Source organism: Micromonospora chokoriensis, from assembly GCF_900091505.1.
GTDB lineage: Bacteria > Actinomycetota > Actinomycetes > Mycobacteriales > Micromonosporaceae > Micromonospora > Micromonospora chokoriensis.
Window position 1 is genome coordinate 246,104 of the sequence record NZ_LT607409.1, and the last position, 15,271, is coordinate 261,374.

Here is a 15,271-nt window from a genome sequence, read left to right on the forward strand (position 1 = left end):
CAACACCGATCTTCGAAGTGCAGTGTGGGGCGCTGGGTGACCAGCGCCGTGACCACAAGATCACAAGCAATCGGCGCCAGTCGATGACTGACACCGATTCACCTGCATAAACGCAAGGTGGAGCCGAGGGGACTCGAACCCCTGACCCCCACACTGCCAGTGTGGTGCGCTACCAGCTGCGCCACGGCCCCTTGCTGTCGTCCCGGTTGCCCGGGCACTGGGAAACTATACACAGACCGGCCGGCATGGTCATCTCGCGGGGTCACCCCCGCCGCGCCGGGTCAGTTGAGCGCCACGTCCGGGGGGAAGTGGGCGACGGCGGCCATCATTCCGCCCTGCCGGCGCAGCACCATCGGCCACAGGTCGTCGGGTCGGTCGACGAAGGCATCGCCCGGGAGCGCGTCCAGCACGAACCAGGAACCGTCGGCGATCTCCTGCTCCAACTGGCCACCGCCCCAGCCCGAGTAGCCGGCGAAGACCCGGATGCCGCCGATGCCCTCCCGCAGCCGCTCCGGGTCGACCGAGAGGTCGATCGTGCCGACCGCTCCGGAGACCTGGTGGAAGCCCTTGAGCCGACGCATCGGGTGTCGCATCCGGGCGAGACAGATGGCCGAGTCGGGCTGCACCGGGCCACCCTCGAACAGCACCGCCGGATGGCGTGCCAGGTCACTCCAGTCGCCGAGCACGTCGGCCACCGGCACCTCAGTGGCCCGGTTCAGCACCACGCCGAGCGCACCGCCCGGCTCGTGGGCGACCAGCAGCACCACCGTACGGTCGAAGTTCGGGTCCTTGAGCGCCGGAGTCGCGACCAGCAGTCGCCCGGTCATCGACTCCATCGCTCGTCCGCCGATCGCCTGGCCCTCTCCCTGCATCCCACACACCCGTCAACCGTGAGCCCGCGCCGGGGATCGGTCATCTGCCGGATCCGACCGGTGCGCCGGGATCGGCCGCGCTGTCAACGCCATGCCTGGCACCATAGCCTGCGTCCCCGGTGCTGGCTAAGGTCTGACCGGCAGGTGAGCGGACAGTTGCGACGGAGATTCGACAGCCCCGGCGACGAACGTCCTGGTGATCGATGCTCTTGGCCACTGTCGGTGCAGAAACGCCCGAAAGGTCCGTCACATCCCGATAGATTCGGCTGATCGGGAGGGTGACAGTGGTCGTCAGTGCCCGCGACACGGAGGCGGGTGGCGATGGCAACGGTCCGGGATGCGACATACGACGTGCTCCGCACCCTCGGCATGACCACGGTCTTCGGCAACCCCGGTTCCACCGAGGAGCCGTTCCTCCGGGACTTCCCCGCCGACTTCCACTACGTCCACGCGCTGCACGAGGCGACGGCGGTGGCGATGGCCGACGGATACGCCCAGGCCAGCGGCACCCCGGCGCACGTCAACCTGCACACCGGCCCCGGCACCGGCAACGGCATGGGCAACCTGGTCACCGCCTGGCACAACAAGACCCCCCTGATCGTCAGCGCCGGCCAGCAGACCCGGGAGATGCTGCTGCTCGAACCCCGGCTGGCCAACCGTCGACCCACCGAGCTTCCCCAGCCGTACGTCAAGTGGGCCTACGAGCCGGCCCGGGCGCAGGACATCCCCGCAGCGGTCCTGCGGGCGTACGCGACGGCGGTGCAACCACCCGCCGGGCCGGTCTACCTCTCGCTGCCGATGGACGACTGGGCCCAGCCGGCCGACCCACCGCCCGCGCCGCGTTCGGTGGCCACCCGGTTCGCACCGGACCCGGACCGGTTGGACGACTTCGCCCGGGTCCTCGCCGACAGCCGCAACCCGGTGCTGGTGTTCGGGCCCGGGGTGGACCGCTCCGGAAGCTGGTCGACGGCTGTCGCGCTGGCCGAGCGGTTGGCCGCACCGGTCTGGTCGGCGCCCGCCACCGAGCGGGCCGTGTTCCCCGAGGACCACGGCCACTTCCGCGGCGTGCTGCCGTACGCGATCGGCCCGCTGGCCGAGGCCCTGCGGGGGCACGACACCGTGCTGGTCGTCGGCGCCCCGGTGTTCCGCTACTACCCGTACGTACCGGGCGGGCACCTGCCCGACGGGGCCCGGCTGCTACAGGTCACGGACGACCCGGACGAGGCCGCCCGCGCCCCGGTCGGGGACAGCCTCCTCGGCGACCCGGGGTTGACCCTGGCCGCGTTGACCGAACGGGTGCCCCTGGCCGACCGGCCACCGCCCGCGCCCCGAGAGGCGCCGCCAGCGCCCGAGATCACCGTCCCGCTGAGCGCCGACGCCCTGTTCGCCGCGCTGGCGGCGCACTGGCCGGCGGACGGCGTACTGGTCCAGGAGTCACCCTCCAACCTGTCCGCGCTGCGCCGCCAACTGAAGGTCAACCGCCCGGCGTCGTACTTCACGATGGCCAGCGGAGGCCTCGGCTACGGCCTGCCGGCCGCGATCGGCGTGGCCCTCGCCGAACGGGACGCCGGGCGTCAGCGACCGGTGGTGGCCGTGATCGGCGACGGCTCGTTCCACTACTCGGTCCAGGCGCTTTGGACCGCCGCGCGCCTCGCGCTGCCGGTGGTGGTCGTCGTCCCGGTCAACCAGCAGTACGCGATCCTCAAGGCGTTCGCCGAGCTGAAGGACACCCCCGGGGTGCCCGGCCTGGACCTCCCGGGGTTGGACATCGTGTCGATCGCGGCCGGCTACGGCTGCGCGACAGAGGTGGTGGAGACCCCCGACCAGCTCGGTGTCGCGCTCACCACCGGGCTGCGCGCCGACCGACCCACAGTGCTGCCCGTACCGATCAGCACCGACGTGCCCAGCATCCTCTGAGCGGCCGTTCAGCGCGGCGCCATCGACAGTGGAGCGCCGCTGGACACGTCGAGCACCGGCCGGGCGCCCAGCGGCGTCGCGAGGGTGAGCGTGACCGGCTCCACCTTCAGCATGTCGATGCACTCGCCGGTGGCCCGGGTGACGCGGCCACCGACCACGACGACGTCCGGTCGTTCCCACACCAGCGGGGTGATCCCGGTGTCGCAGGCACCGACGCCGAGCCGCACCGTCACGCGGGTGCCGTCGACCGCCGCGAGATTCTGGGCCGCCACCAGCCCGGCCGGCAGTGGCCCGATCGACGCCGTGGGCTCGGGCACCCGGCCCACCGCCGTGGGCGCGACGGCGAGCTGGGCCACCGGGGTGGCCAACTCCTCGACGTCGAACAGCCAGGCCGGGACCTGCGCCTCACCCCGACTCGTACGGACCGGCACGGCGCCGAGGGTGACCCCGGTGACGGTGAGCGACAGGCAGGCGGTCTGCGTCGAGCTGGTGGTCCAACCGTCCGGGCCAGGCTCGACGGTGGGGCCGCCGGGGGTGGGCAGGCCCTGTCGCTTCGGTCGCCCCGGGCACGGCAACGGGTCACCCTGGTCGAGCTGGCGGTACGCCTCGGCGGCGCTGACCAGCGGCAGCGTCAGTCGGCCGTCCGGGAACCGGATCTCGCCGCCGACCCTCGTGGGGTACATCGGAACCTGCGTCCGGTACCAGCCGGCCCGGAACGCCGCCTCGGTGTCGGGTGTGAAGCGCGGGTCGCCGGTGAGGACGGTCGGCCCCTCCAGCGGCACGTACCCCGTGCGCCACGCCGTTTCGGGCTGCCACGCCTCGGCGACCTGGGCCGCCCTCTGGTCGAACGCCTCCGCGGGCTGCGCCGGGTCGCTGGGACCGTCGAACAGATCCACACGGGTGGGGGCACAGCCCGCCACGAGAAGCAACGGGAGCACGAGCAGCACGACTGGTCGACGCATGACCGGTTCGACGCGGCCACCGACGCCTTGGTTCCCCGGCGCGGGCTCAGGTCTCGCCACCCAGATCCGTCTGGTACGCCTCCCAGAGCAGGTCGGAGCCGCGTCGCCGATGCCGGGCCAGCTTCCGCAGCAGGTGCCCGGCTCGATGCCGTAGCTCGTCCGGGGACACCTCGGTCTGCTCGGCGATCCGCTGGACCGCGAGGAGCGCGGCCACGATCGTCACGTGTTCCCGGGTCAGCATCCGCACCCCGTGTTCCAGCCGCGGCGACTGGGTGAGCAGCTCGCGGTAGAGGCCTGTGGGGCCCTCGGTGGCCCGGACGTGCTCGGCGAAGCCCTGCCGCACCGGACGCAGCCGCAGCAGGACCTCCTCCCGCCAGCACGGCTCGGTGGTGGGGACGGCGACGGCCCGGCCGAACGCGTGCACGTCTCCGGCGAGCCCGGCCGGGCGCGGCTCACCGGGTAGTCCGATGGGATGGGAATCGACGGGATGCGCGGCACGCGGACGGGCGACGACTGACGGCTGCTGGACCGGACCGGTGACCATGGCACCTCCCGCGCGAGGGCTGCTATCCCATACCGCGATGGTGAGGCTGACCGCAGGACGCTGTCCAGGGTCGTCCAGCGGCTCATCTGCCCCGTTCACCACAGCAGCCCCACCCGCACCAGGGGTCACCGGGTCCGAGACGCCGGGCTGGCCTAGCGGGGGTGCGCCGCCAGGTGGTTCAGGTGGTCGGCGACGGCGTGTGCGGCGTCGTCGCGCCCGTCGGCCGGTCGGCCGGTCGTGATCGCGTCCGCCAACGCGCGCAGCTCCGACGGCGGCAGGCTGTCCAGACCCATGCCGCGCAGGGGGATGACGACCCGCGGCGCGCCCGACCGGTCGACGGCGACGACGGCGGAGCGCAGCCGCTGCCCGCCCACCGGGGCGTCGTCCCCGCGGAGCGACATCCCGTCGGCGTCGATCCGGGCGGTGGCGAGGTCGACGGAACGGGTACGCAACGCGCCCCGGACCCGTACCCGGCTGCCGTCCAGCCACGCGGCGGTGCGGAGGACCCGCAGCACGAGGTAGACGCCGAGCAGGACGAACGGCAGGCCGCACAGCCCGGCCACCGGGACGGGACCGGACTGGTCCGCGCTGCCGGCGGAGTCTCTCAGCCCGGGTGGCAGCATTTCCGGCGGCAGGTCGCGGGCCTCCTCGTAGGAGGCGAACGCGTCCCCCGGGCCGGTCAGCCGACGCAGTAGCCCGCCGGCGAGCAGGGGCAGCGCCACGAACGCCACACCGAGGGTCGCGACGAAGACGCCGGACAGCACCGCCACGGTGCGCTGGGCGGGTGACGCGCCTACCGACAGGCGCAGCTCCTGGTGGGTCACAGCAGGCAGCGTAAGACCCCGACACGACGAAGCGCCCCGGCTGGTGGGCCGGGGCGCTTCGCTCGAGGTGGTGGAGGTGCCGGGAATCGAACCCGGGTCCTTCGCCGGTTTGTCAGGGCTTCTCCGAGCGCAGCTCGCTGTGCCTCTACTCGGCCCCACCGCTCACGCGAGCAAGTTGGTGTGACGGGCCCAGTCGCTGATTGATCTCGCCGCACGGACCCCGCGACCGGGTCCGATTGGCCAGCCTTCTAGCTGATGCCGGCTACTGGGACGAAGGCGTTCCCAGGCCGACAGACTTAGCTACTCGCCTCAGGCGGCGAGAGCGAAGTCAGCGCGAGTGTTATCGGCGCTTATAAGTTTCCGACGATCGATTCTCGAGACGACGTCGGCTTCCTCGGCTCGCTTCCCCTGTCGCTGCGTACGAAGTCGAAACCAGTCACCCCCTCGACAGGCCACCGATGTGGCGGCACTGACAAGACTAACGCCTGCCGCAACAGCTTTCATCCCGAGCCCCGGGCCGGCACGCCGACCCGGACAAAAGGGATCAATCAGTCGTCCATGCCTTTGCCGCGCCGGCCCGACGCCCGGGCGATCTCCCGGTCCGCGTCCCGCTTGGCGAGGTCCTGACGCTTGTCGTACGCCTTCTTGCCCTTGGCCAGGGCGATCTCGACCTTGGCCCAGCCGTCGGAGAAGTAGACCTGCAGCGGGACGATCGTCAGACCACCCTCACGGGTCTTGCCGACGAGCTTGTCGATCTCACCCCGGTTGAGCAGCAGCTTGCGCGTACGCCGGGGCTCGTGGTTGGTCCAGGTGCCCTGGGTGTACTCCGGGATGTGCATGGCGTGCAGGTACAACTCGCCGTCGCGCTCCTGGGCGAAGGCGTCGACGAGCGACGCGCGACCGGCCCGCAGCGACTTGACCTCGGTGCCGGTCAGCGCCATGCCCGCCTCGTAGGTGTCGAGGATGGCGTAGTCGTGGCGCGCCTTCTTGTTGGAGGCGACCACCTTGCGCCCCTTTTCCCGTGGCATCGGTGCCACCCCCTCTCCGGCGTCCGTGGCCGGGCTCACCCCGGCCGGACAACCGATCATGCTACCCGAATGTAAAGGACCCTCCCGCGCCGTTTATTTCCGGCTGCGGGAGGGTCCTCGGGAGACCACGGGACGACCCGTACGGTGCCTAGACCCGCAGGTAGAAGCGCAGGGTGATCCAGGCGGTGCCCGCGCTGACCAGACCACCGACGCCGGCCATCAGCGGGAAGATGAACAGGATGTCGCCCCAGGTGATCGGCGAGAGCAGACCCTGCAACGCGCTCAACGAGCCGTCGAAGAGCAGATACTTCGCCGCGATCAGGGCCACCAGACCGAGTAGCGAGCCGATCAGGCCGGCCACCACGGCCTCCAGCACGAACGGCGCCTGGATGAACCAGTTGGACGCGCCGACCAGCTTCATGACCGCGACCTCACGCCGCTTGCTGTACGCGGCCACCTGAATGGTGTTCGCGACGAGCAGCAGGGCGGCGATCGCCATCACGATGGCGGCGGCCAGGGCGATGTTCTGGATCGACGTGAGGATGTTGAAGATCTTGTCGAGCAGCTTGCTCTGGTCGACGATCTCGTCGACGCCCCCGGTCTCCTTGTACTGGTCGTAGATGTTCTTGTACTGCTCCGGGTTGTTCAACGTGATCCGGAAGGACTCCGGCAGCTGGTCCGGCTTGACCGCGTTCACCAGGTCCGGAGCGTCCTGGTACATCGTCTTGAAGCGCTCGTACGCCTGGGCCTTGTCGACGTAGATGACCTCCTTCACCAGGGGGTCACCGTCGAGCTTGGTCCGCAGATCGGTGCGCTCCTGCTCGCTCACCTCCTGGTTGAGGAAGATCGCGACCTGGATGTTCTTGAAGTAGAGGTCCTTCATGTCGTCGACCTGGCGGTACATGAGACCGCTGGCGCCGAGCATGGTCAGCGAGACCGCCATCGTGATGATCATCGCGATGGACATGGTCACGTTGCGCCACAGTCCGACCAGTACCTCGGACAGGACGTATTTCACGCGCATCGGGATTTCCTCCGGGTCTCCGGCATGAGGTGTTCGTCGTCAGGCTGGGCAAGGGTGGAGCGTCGGCTCACCCGTAGACGCCGCGGGCCTGGTCACGCACGATGCGACCGCTCTCGATCTCGACGACGCGGCGGCGCATCTGGTTCACGATGTTGGAGTCGTGGGTGACCATCACGACGGTCGTGCCGGTGCGGTTGATCCGGTCCAGCAGGCGCATGATCTCGATTGAGGTGTCCGGGTCCAGGTTTCCCGTGGGCTCGTCCGCCAGCAGGATCAGCGGACGGTTCACGAAGGCCCGGGCGACCGCGACCCGCTGCTGCTCACCACCGGAGAGCTCGTGCGGGTAACGGTGCTCCTTGCCACCGAGCCCGACCAGCTCCAGAACCTCCGGCACGACCCGGCGGGCGACCGCCTTGGTCTTGCCGATCACCTCGAGGGCGAACGCCACGTTCTCGTAGGCGGTGCGGTTCGGCAGCAACCGGAAGTCCTGGAAGACGCAGCCGATCGAGCGTCGGAAGTGGGGTCGCTTCCAGGAACGCATCGACGTGACGTCCTTGCCGTTGACGACGACGCGGCCCTTGTTGGGGGCCACCTCGTGCAGCAGCATCTTGATGATCGTGGACTTGCCGGAGCCGGATGGACCGATGAAGAAGACGAACTCGCCCTTCTCGATCGAGACGGACACGTTGTCGAGCGAAGGCCGGGACGCCTTCGGGTACGTCTTCGTCACTTGCTCAAGCTGAATCACGGGTGGTGAGTCTACGCGGTGTAACAACTGAGCCAAGCCCCACGCCCCGCCGTTCCGCCGCGAGTCGCCGAATCAGGCTCCCACCTGGAGATCGATGACGCGCTGCGCCTACGCGTGGTTACGCACCGTCGTCGGCGAGTTGCCGCTGCTTGCGCCAACGGATGCCCGCCTCGATGAAACCGTCCAACTCACCGTCGAAGACGGCGCTCGGATTGCCGGTCTCCTGCTCGGTTCGGAGATCCTTCACCATCTGATACGGGTGCAGGACGTAGGAGCGCATCTGGTCGCCCCAGGAGCCCGCGGCGTTCTCCTTGAGACCTTCGAGCTTGGCCTGCTCCTCCTGGCGCTTGCGCTCCAGCAGCCGGGCCTGCAACACCCGCAGCGCGGAGGCCTTGTTCTGCAGCTGCGACTTCTCGTTCTGGCAGGTCACCACGATGCCGGTCGGGATGTGGGTCAGCCGGACCGCCGAGTCGGTGGTGTTGACGCTCTGCCCACCGGGGCCGGAGGAACGGTAGACGTCGACGCGTACCTCGTTCTCCGGGATGTCGATGTGGTCGGTCTGCTCGGTGACCGGCAGGACCTCGACGCCCGCGAAGCTGGTCTGCCGGCGGCCCTGGTTGTCGAACGGGCTGATCCGGACCAGGCGGTGGGTGCCCGACTCGACACTGAGCGTGCCGAACGCGTACGGCACCTTCACCGCGAAGGTGGCCGACTTCAGGCCCGCCTCCTCGGCGTACGAGGTCTCGTAGACCTCGGTCGGGTAACCGTGCCGCTCCGCCCAGCGCAGGTACATCCGCAGCAGCATCTCGGCGAAGTCCGCAGCGTCCACGCCACCGGCGCCGGCCCGGATGGCGACCAGCGCCTCCCGGGAGTCGTACTCGCCGGAGAGCAGGGTGCGGACCTCCATCTCCTGGATGGCCTTGGTCAACCCGGTGATCTCCGACTCGACCTCGGTCAGCACGCCGGGGTCGGACTCGGCCTCGGCGAGCTCCAGCAGCACCTGGGCGTCGTCGAGGCTGGAGCGGAGGCTGCCCAGCTTGCTGATCTCGCCGTTGACGTACGACAGCTGCGAGGTCACCTGCTGAGCTTTGGCCTGGTCGTCCCAGAGATCGGGGGCGGAGGCCTCCTGCTCGAGGCGGGCCTTGTCCTCGTGCAGCCGGTCGATGTTGAGGACGGCCTCGATGTTTCGCAGGGTCGCGTCGAGTTCCTTGAGCTGTTCGGCGTAATCGGCAGCGGTCACGACAGACAAGCGTACTGCGCGGACGAGGAGTGAGCTTGCGAGCCCCGCAGGTCCGCGCGAAAGTGGCACAGCGCCGTGGTGGGCAGGTGAGCTCGTTGCGGATGCGCGAACCCGCCGATCATCACCCGACGGGGGCGGACTTCAGCCAGGACAGGGCGGCCTTGTGGTACGCGACGGCGAACTCCAGCGCGCTGGCGTCGTACGTCTCGCCGTCCCGTTTGGCGTTCTTGACCTGTTCCCGGACCTGGGCGAGGGCCTCGGTGTGGTATTCGTTGGCCGAGGCGTACAGGCCCTTCAACTGGCTCGCCGAGTGCAGGTTGCCGAAGGCCATCCGCAGCGCGATCGGGTTGCGGATGGTGTCCCGCCCCGGGTTCTCCGTCAGCCAGCGGGAGAACGTCCGCTTCCCACTGGCGGTGAGTGCGTACGGCTGGCTCATCCGCGGCCCCGGCTTACCGAGACGCACGAAACCCCGCTCGGCCAGCACCGGCAACTCGCGGTAGACCTGACTGCGGGTCATCGACCAGTACGGCGCCAGACGGCGCTCAGCGGCGGCCATCAACTGACCGCCTGTCATCGGGCCCTCGTGGAGGAGGCCGAGCAGGGCCGCCGCCGTAGGGTTGACTCCGGATTCCGCCATGCCCACTACGCTGCCACTTTGCGCACCCGGCGTCCAGGATTTGCCAGTTTGCCACCCAACAGGACTTCCTAAGTGCACTGTCGGCGACAGACTGTCCGTTGAGGACTATCGATGGGTTGCGGCAGGTCGTCCGACCGCCGGCAGCGCCACGCGCCGCCGGCGGTCGTCGCCGGAGGTCAGCCCATGTGGGGGTACGTGTGGTCCGTCGGCGGCACGAAGGTCTCCTTGATCGTCCGCGGCGACAGCCAACGGACCAGGTTCAGCCAGGAGCCCGCCTTGTCGTTGGTGCCGCTGGCCCGGGCACCGCCGAAGGGCTGCTGCCCGACCACCGCGCCGGTCGGCTTGTCGTTGATGTAGAAGTTGCCGGCCGCGTACCGCATGCGCTCGGCGACCGCGTCGACCACCCGGCGGTCGGTGGCGAACACCGAGCCGGTCAACGCGTACGGGGCGATCGACTCGGCCTGCGCGACCACGTCCTCGAAGCGGGCGTCGTCGAACACGTGCACGCCCAGGATCGGCCCGAAGTACTCGGTGGTGAACGTCTCGTGGGCGGCGTCGGAGCACTCGAACAGGGTCGGCCGGACGAAGTAGCCGACCGAGTCGTCCGCCGTGCCGCCGGCCAGCACCCGGCAGGAGTCGTCACCGTTGATCAGATCCAGCGCCGCGGTGTGCCGGGCGAACGCCTTGTCGTCGATCACCGCGCCGCCGAAGTTGCCGAAGTCGGCCACGTCGCCGTAGGTCAACGAGTCGGTGGTGGCGGCCAGCCGGTCGCGCAGCCCACCCTCCCAGATCGAGCGCGGCACGTACGCCCGCGAGGCCGCGGAGCACTTCTGGCCCTGGTACTCGTACGCGCCGCGGATCAGCGCGGTGTGCAGGGCGTCCACGTCGGCGCTGGTGTGCGCGACCACGAAGTCCTTGCCGCCGGTCTCGCCGACCAGGCGCGGGTAGCCCCGGTAGCGGGCGATGTTGTCGCCGACGGTCCGCCACAGCTGCTGGAAGACCTTGGTGGAACCGGTGAAGTGGATGCCGGCCAGGTCCGGGTCGGCCAGCACGACGTCGGAGACCTCCTCGCCCCGGCCGGTGACCATGTTGATCACGCCGGGCGGCAGGCCGGCGGCCTCGAACAACCGCATCGTGAAGTGCGCGGCGAACTGCTGGGTCGGACCCGGCTTCCAGATCACCGTGTTGCCCAGCAGCGCGGGCGCCGACGGCAGGTTGCCGGCAATGGCGGTGAAGTTGAACGGGGTGACCGCGTAGACGAAGCCCTCCAGCGGGCGGTGGTCGAAACGGTTCCAGACACCCGGGGCGGACGCCGGCTGCTCCTCGAGCAGGCGGCGGGCGAAGTGCACGTTGAACCGGAGGAAGTCGATGAACTCACACGCCGAGTCGATCTCCGCCTGGATCGCGGTCTTCGACTGGCCCAGCATGGTGGCGGCGTTCAGGGTGTCACGCCAGGGGCCGGCGAGCAGCTCGGCGGCGCGCAGGAAGATCGCGGCGCGCTCCTCGAAGGGCAGCGCCCGCCACATCGGGGCGGCCTCCTTGGCCGCCTTGATCGCGGCGCTGGCGTCGTCGTGGGTCGCGTGACCCGTCACGCCCAGCACGTGCGCGTGCCGGTGCGGCTGCACCACGTCGATCGAGTCACCGGCAGCCATCCGCTGCTCACCGCCGATGGTCATCGGCAGGTCGATGCGCTCGGCGGCGAGCTCGGTCAGCCGCCGCTGGAGCCGGTCCCGGTCGGGGCTGCCCGGCTCGTAGTTGCGAACCGGCTCGTTGCGCGGCTCGGGAACGGAGAACACGGCATCCATCAAGGCTCCTGGCGATCTCGACAGCAGTGGCGAAACCGGACCCGCAGGCACCGACCGGACGGTCGGACACCGGACGCCACCCGGGGGGCCGAGCAGCGGCGGGACCTCCCGTGATTCTCCCATGGAGAGCTGCGTGCCCCACCTTCGCCACCGTCTTCGGCCAAGGACCGGCGTACCCCTTCTCCCCTTACCGATCGGGCTCGATCCGGCGACGCGACCGTCGGGCCGGCCGCCCGCCCGGCGCGTACCCCCCTTGCGGTCCTCCCGGGGCGGCGGGCGACCCAGCGGGCCCGCGTACCCTGAATGGTCGGTGACCTGCCGCCTCGAAGGGGAGACGATGACCAAGCAGCCCGGCCGCGTCCCGGCCGCCGAGTCGGACGACCCGGCTGCCGACGCCGCCAGCCCTCGCAGCGGGCCGCTGCCCGCGCCCGGCGCGGCGGTCCTCGCGCTGCTGGCGCTCGCGTGGCTGACCGCCATGCTCTGGTCCACGCGGGAGGCCATCACCTCGGCGGCGGCCGGCGTCACCGCGATCAGCCTCTCCGCGTTCGCCCTGCCCGGGGTGATCTCGGCCGCGCTGGTGGCCGGGGCGGCCGTCGCGCTGGCCGCGGCCAACCTGCTGTCCCGCCGGTACGGCGACTGGGCCAGCCTGCGCTTCACCGGGGCGATCGGCGGCGGCATGCTGGTCGGTCTGGGCTCCGCGCTGGCGATCAACCTCACCTACTTCGGCACCTCGACCACCAACGTGATCGCCGGCACCACGGCCGCCGCCGCGATCATCGGAGGTGCCGTGGCCGCCGCGCGGAACGCCCCGGCGGTCGGCGCGGTGGTGGCCGCCGCGCTGGGCACCCTCCTCTTCGTGGTCGCGTTCAGCCAGGCCCGGGACCCGCTGTTCGACCTGTTTGGGGCCGGCGACAGCCAACAGTCCGTGGTCGACGCGGCCAAGTGGGTGTCCCGCACCGAATCGCTCGTCGCCGGGCTGCTCGCCGGACTGCTCGCCTACGGCTACCTGACCTGGTCGCGACGCCGCGCCCTGCGCCGCGACCCCGAGGCTCCGGCCCTGCGCTGGCCGGCGTATCTGCTCGCCGGCGCCGGACCAGGGCTGTTCCTCCTGCTCGCCGAGGTGATCATCCGGGTCGGTGGGCGATCGCTGCTCGATCTGGCCAGCGCGCTCAGCGAGGCCGACGCGGTGGCGCAGACGTCGCTGGGCACCTCACGGGTGGACAACGGCATCTGGGTGCTCTTCGTCGGGGCGCTGACCGCGCTCATCGCGTTCGGCCGCACCCTCGGCCCCGCGCACAGCGACGACGAACCGGCCGACAACCCACAGACCGCCACGGACCCGGCCGGCGCGGACCGGGTCACCGCCGAGCCGGACGAGCCGGACCCGGCCGAGGTGTTCGACAGGCTCGACACCGACCCGGCCAAGGCCGACCCGGCCCGCTGACGTCGGTCGGCGTCCGGCTCGCCGCGATCGGGTCGTACCTCGCGGCACCCTTTCGTGGGGTCCGGCTTCGCCGGTCGCGGTCCCGGCGCACCGTTCGCGGCGTCCGGCTCGCCGCAGGCGGGTCGGACCTCGCGGCGCTGGTGCGGTCTTCTGCTCAGCTCGCCGCGCGCAGCAGCTGGTCCAGCTCCGTCACGTCGTACCACTCCAGCTCGTGGTCCTCAGCGCCGTCGACGGCGAACTGGGCATCGGGATCGCCGGCTGCCGCCTCAGCCACCACGTCAGCCGCCGCGGTGACGTCCTCGACCGCGTCCGCGCCATCCACGTGGATGGCCGCGATGGCACCGACCGGCACGCGGTCGGCCAACGTCACCGTGCTGGAACCCAGCTCACCGTCGCCCCGCCCCACCGCGCCCGCCGGCAGGTCGGCCGAGACGACGACACGGCGACGGGGCGCGTCCGGGTCGGCCCGGAGCAGGTGCAGCGCGTCCTGGGCGGCCCGGGTGAACGCGACGTACTCCAACTCCTCCTCGTCGCCCTCGGCGTACCACTCACGCAGCGCCGGGGTCACGGCATGAGCCTCGTCGGCGGCCAGGCCCTCGGCACGCAACCGGGCCAGCATCGGTACGGTCGCCGGCACGTACACCCGGACAAGCTCGTCGGTCACCGGTCGTCTCCCCGCTTCGTCCACCGCCGGCGGCCGCCGGCACGGGCGCAGATCATGCCGCACGCCGTGACCGTCATACACCCCGCCTCCGGCCGGTGGAAGTTTCCGGCCGGTGTGTCCTCGCACGGCCCGACCTGTCGCCGGGAGCCGGGTGCTGGGCGGCGAGAGCCGTCGGTGGCAAACTGAGCCAAACGTCATCAACCCCGGGAGTTCCTGTGGAGCCGAGGTTCCTGCTGCTCTCCGACGTCGCCGCCGAGCTGAACGTGTCGGACTCGCAGGTCTACCACATGGTGCGCAGCGGCGAACTGCCCGCGATCAAGATCGGCGGACGCGGACAGTGGCGCGTCGAACGCGCGCGACTGGAGGACTACATAGCGCGCAAATATCACGAGACAGCTGAATGGGTGCAGAGCAACCCCTTGATCGACCGCGACCCGGAGTAGTCCGCCCTGGCAGCGGGCGATCACTCTGCGGGCCGACCCCGGCCCGGCGCGCATCCCGTCGCTCCGGCGCACCACGCCTCACCCCCTCACCTCGGCGCTCCCTCACTCCCCTCACCTCTGCGCTCCCTCACTCCCCTCACCTCTGCGCTCCCTCACCCCCCTGACCTCGGCGCTCCCTCAACCACCTCGCCTCGGCGGGATAACGCGACGTCGGCGAAGTGGAGTGGATCACTTCGCCCTGAGCCCGACTCACCCTTCGGGCATTGACCGGGGCCGCTTCGTCGGCCAATATTGGGCTTGCCGCAGGCAAACGAAAGCAAACGCAAGATCAAGGGGGCATGATGAGCGAGGCGCGACCCGGCCCCTCCCGACCACCCGTGCGGCTGCGCCCCGTCCCACCCGTCGACCCCCCGTACGTCGACGAGACCGATGGGTCGTACTGGCCGGCGCCCACCCGCGGGCAGCTCGCCCTCGACCTGTTCGCCTCGACACGGCGGGACCCGGTCCGACCTCCCGAACGCCGGGCCGTCCTTCGCCCGGTGCCCGCTCGGCCCACCACTCACCCGACCGCGTCGCTACCTGGTGCGACCGCCCCGGAGTCCGCCCGAGCCGCGCACCGTTTCGTCGGCACCTGCCTGGAAGTGATCAACGGCTACCGGTCACCGGCGCAGGTGCGCGCGTTGCTCGACCCGCCCCGAGCGGCCGACCTGCTGGCCGAGCTGGCACGCGCATCCGCGCGCACCGGGGCACCTCGCCGCCGGGCATCCCGACCGGCGGTCCGACTACTACGCCTCCGTGTCTGCGAACCCCGGGAAACGGCCGTCGAGGCGGCTGCCGTCCTCACCGGCGCGGCTGGCCGGAGCTGGGCGATGGCGCTCCGCCTGGAACACCGCCGGGGCCGCTGGCTCTGCACCGCCCTGCACGTCCTCTGACCGACGCGCCCAGGCCAAGACCAGGCCGACCCGTCCGATGCCAGGGCGAGGCCAGGCCGGAGCCAGGCCAGGCCAGGCCGGAGCCAGGCCAGGCCAGGCCGGAGCCAGGCCAGGCCAGGCCGGAGCCAGGCCAGGCCGGAGCCAGGCCAGGCCAGGCCGGAGCCAGGCCAGGCCGGAGCCGACAGAT

At 70.9% G+C, this 15,271-nt stretch carries 15 protein-coding genes, 1 tRNA gene and 1 other RNA gene; 4 read left to right on the forward strand and 13 right to left on the reverse strand.

The window, feature by feature from the left end:
- Positions 1-118 precede the first annotated feature (118 nt).
- Both GA0070612_RS01125 and GA0070612_RS01130 read right to left on the reverse strand, forming a co-directional pair.
- A tRNA-Ala gene (locus GA0070612_RS01125) sits at positions 119-191 on the reverse strand.
- A 90-nt stretch (positions 192-281) separates the two neighbouring features.
- Entirely contained in the window at positions 282-872 is a 591-nt protein-coding gene (locus tag GA0070612_RS01130; RefSeq protein WP_088986211.1) for a YqgE/AlgH family protein, read from the reverse strand.
- A gap of 321 nt (positions 873-1,193) precedes the next feature.
- On the opposite strand from GA0070612_RS01130, the gene mdlC reads away from it, so the two are divergent.
- Positions 1,194-2,789 carry a benzoylformate decarboxylase gene (gene mdlC / locus GA0070612_RS01135; RefSeq protein ID WP_088986212.1) on the forward strand — a complete coding sequence of 532 codons (1,596 nt, stop codon included), beginning with the start codon at positions 1,194-1,196 and terminating at the stop codon, positions 2,787-2,789.
- Positions 2,790-2,797: 8 nt separating this feature from the next.
- On the opposite strand, the gene GA0070612_RS01140 is transcribed toward mdlC, so the two are convergent.
- From GA0070612_RS01140 to pruA, 10 genes are all read right to left on the reverse strand, one after another.
- Positions 2,798-3,751 carry a hypothetical protein gene (locus tag GA0070612_RS01140; RefSeq protein ID WP_088986213.1) on the reverse strand — a complete coding sequence of 318 codons (954 nt, stop codon included), beginning with the start codon at positions 3,749-3,751 and terminating at the stop codon, positions 2,798-2,800.
- A gap of 46 nt (positions 3,752-3,797) precedes the next feature.
- On the reverse strand, positions 3,798-4,295 hold the full coding sequence (locus GA0070612_RS01145; RefSeq protein ID WP_088986214.1) for a hypothetical protein: 498 nt from the start codon (positions 4,293-4,295) through the stop codon (positions 3,798-3,800).
- A gap of 152 nt (positions 4,296-4,447) precedes the next feature.
- Positions 4,448-5,119 carry a hypothetical protein gene (locus GA0070612_RS01150; RefSeq protein WP_088986215.1) on the reverse strand — a complete coding sequence of 224 codons (672 nt, stop codon included), beginning with the start codon at positions 5,117-5,119 and terminating at the stop codon, positions 4,448-4,450.
- A 68-nt stretch (positions 5,120-5,187) separates the two neighbouring features.
- Positions 5,188-5,563: a transfer-messenger RNA gene (gene ssrA, locus GA0070612_RS01155) on the reverse strand.
- A gap of 104 nt (positions 5,564-5,667) precedes the next feature.
- Entirely contained in the window at positions 5,668-6,147 is a 480-nt protein-coding gene (smpB, locus tag GA0070612_RS01160; protein ID WP_088991189.1) for an SsrA-binding protein SmpB, read from the reverse strand.
- Positions 6,148-6,295: 148 nt separating this feature from the next.
- Entirely contained in the window at positions 6,296-7,171 is an 876-nt protein-coding gene (gene ftsX / locus GA0070612_RS01165) for a permease-like cell division protein FtsX (RefSeq protein ID WP_088986216.1), read from the reverse strand.
- A 67-nt stretch (positions 7,172-7,238) separates the two neighbouring features.
- Entirely contained in the window at positions 7,239-7,919 is a 681-nt protein-coding gene (gene ftsE, locus GA0070612_RS01170; RefSeq protein WP_030331491.1) for a cell division ATP-binding protein FtsE, read from the reverse strand.
- A gap of 118 nt (positions 7,920-8,037) precedes the next feature.
- On the reverse strand, positions 8,038-9,159 hold the full coding sequence (gene prfB, locus GA0070612_RS01175; RefSeq protein ID WP_088986217.1) for a peptide chain release factor 2: 1,122 nt from the start codon (positions 9,157-9,159) through the stop codon (positions 8,038-8,040).
- A 121-nt stretch (positions 9,160-9,280) separates the two neighbouring features.
- On the reverse strand, positions 9,281-9,796 hold the full coding sequence (locus tag GA0070612_RS01180) for a PadR family transcriptional regulator (protein WP_088986218.1): 516 nt from the start codon (positions 9,794-9,796) through the stop codon (positions 9,281-9,283).
- Between the two features lie 176 nt (positions 9,797-9,972).
- The gene (gene pruA / locus GA0070612_RS01185) at positions 9,973-11,601 is read right to left on the reverse strand and encodes an L-glutamate gamma-semialdehyde dehydrogenase (RefSeq protein ID WP_088986219.1); all 1,629 of its coding nucleotides are present in this window, start codon (positions 11,599-11,601) and stop codon (positions 9,973-9,975) included.
- Positions 11,602-11,938: 337 nt separating this feature from the next.
- Here pruA and GA0070612_RS01190 point away from each other — a divergent pair, with 337 nt between their 5' ends.
- Positions 11,939-13,045, forward strand: a complete 1,107-nt coding sequence (locus GA0070612_RS01190; RefSeq protein WP_088986220.1) for a hypothetical protein — start codon at positions 11,939-11,941, stop codon at positions 13,043-13,045.
- A gap of 154 nt (positions 13,046-13,199) precedes the next feature.
- On the opposite strand, the gene GA0070612_RS01195 is transcribed toward GA0070612_RS01190, so the two are convergent.
- Positions 13,200-13,709, reverse strand: coding sequence for a DUF6912 family protein (locus tag GA0070612_RS01195; protein ID WP_088986221.1), 510 nt, complete (start codon positions 13,707-13,709; stop codon positions 13,200-13,202).
- Between the two features lie 215 nt (positions 13,710-13,924).
- On the opposite strand from GA0070612_RS01195, the gene GA0070612_RS01200 reads away from it, so the two are divergent.
- Together GA0070612_RS01200 and GA0070612_RS01205 are read left to right on the forward strand one after the other, a co-directional pair.
- The gene (locus tag GA0070612_RS01200; protein ID WP_088986222.1) at positions 13,925-14,152 is read left to right on the forward strand and encodes a helix-turn-helix domain-containing protein; all 228 of its coding nucleotides are present in this window, start codon (positions 13,925-13,927) and stop codon (positions 14,150-14,152) included.
- A gap of 338 nt (positions 14,153-14,490) precedes the next feature.
- A complete protein-coding gene (locus GA0070612_RS01205; protein ID WP_088986223.1) occupies positions 14,491-15,084 on the forward strand; it encodes an Rv3235 family protein in 594 nt (197 codons plus the stop codon).
- The last annotated feature ends 187 nt before the right edge of the window (positions 15,085-15,271 follow it).